The sequence below is a fragment of the Achromobacter pulmonis genome, assembly GCF_002885955.2.
In the GTDB taxonomy this organism is placed as follows: domain Bacteria; phylum Pseudomonadota; class Gammaproteobacteria; order Burkholderiales; family Burkholderiaceae_B; genus Achromobacter; species Achromobacter pulmonis_A.
Window position 1 is genome coordinate 1 of record NZ_POQS01000054.1, and the last position, 796, is coordinate 796.

At 70.5% G+C, this 796-nt stretch carries 1 protein-coding gene; it reads left to right on the forward strand.

Annotated elements, in window-relative coordinates; genetic code table 11:
* Positions 1–796 (forward strand): DJ-1/PfpI family protein (locus C1I89_RS33770; protein ID WP_181391122.1); only part of this gene is annotated, 796 nt, incomplete at both ends.

Below are 796 nucleotides of genomic sequence, written 5' to 3' on the forward strand. Positions count from 1 at the left end.
CCACCGAGACCACCGACTATCTGATGCCCGCCGGCATACTGCGCCGCGCCGACATCGCCGACGTGGAAATGCTGGCGAGCGCGGCCGGTCCGGTAAAGCTGTATCCCGCGCTCGCGGTACAGCCCGACGCCACGCTCGCCAGTTTCGACGCGCGCCATCCGGCCGGGGCCGACTACGTCATCGTGCCCGCCATGAGCCGCGACGACGATCCCGCCATCCTGGCCTGGCTGCTTGCACAGTCCCGCAAGGGCGCGACCATACTCGGCGTGTGCGCCGGGGCCAAGGTCGTTGCCGCCGCCGGCCTGCTCGACGGCAAGCGCGGCACCACCCATTGGTACTACCTGAACGACCTGCTGCGCGCGCATCCGTCGATCTCCTACGTCGCGGACCGGCGCGTCGTGACGGACCGGGGCGTGGCGACCAGCACCGGAATCTCCGCCTCCATGCCCATGATGCTCATGCTGATCGAGGCCATCGCCGGGCGGCAAAAGGCCGAGGCCGTGGCCGGCGACCTCGGCCTGCCCGCCTGGGACGCTCGCCACGCCAGCCGCAACTATGCGCTGACCCGGCCCTTCGTCACGACGGTGTTGGGCAACTCGCTGGCGTTCTGGAACCGCGAACGGATCGGCGTGGCGCTTGCGCCCGGCATGGACGAAGTCTCGCTTGCGCTGGTGGCCGACGCCTGGTCGCGCACCTACCGTTCCAGAGCCGCGTCGTACGCGGATTCGCCGCAACCGGTACAGACCCGCAACGGCATACGCATCGTTCCCGACGCGGCCGCGGCCGACTGGCCGGC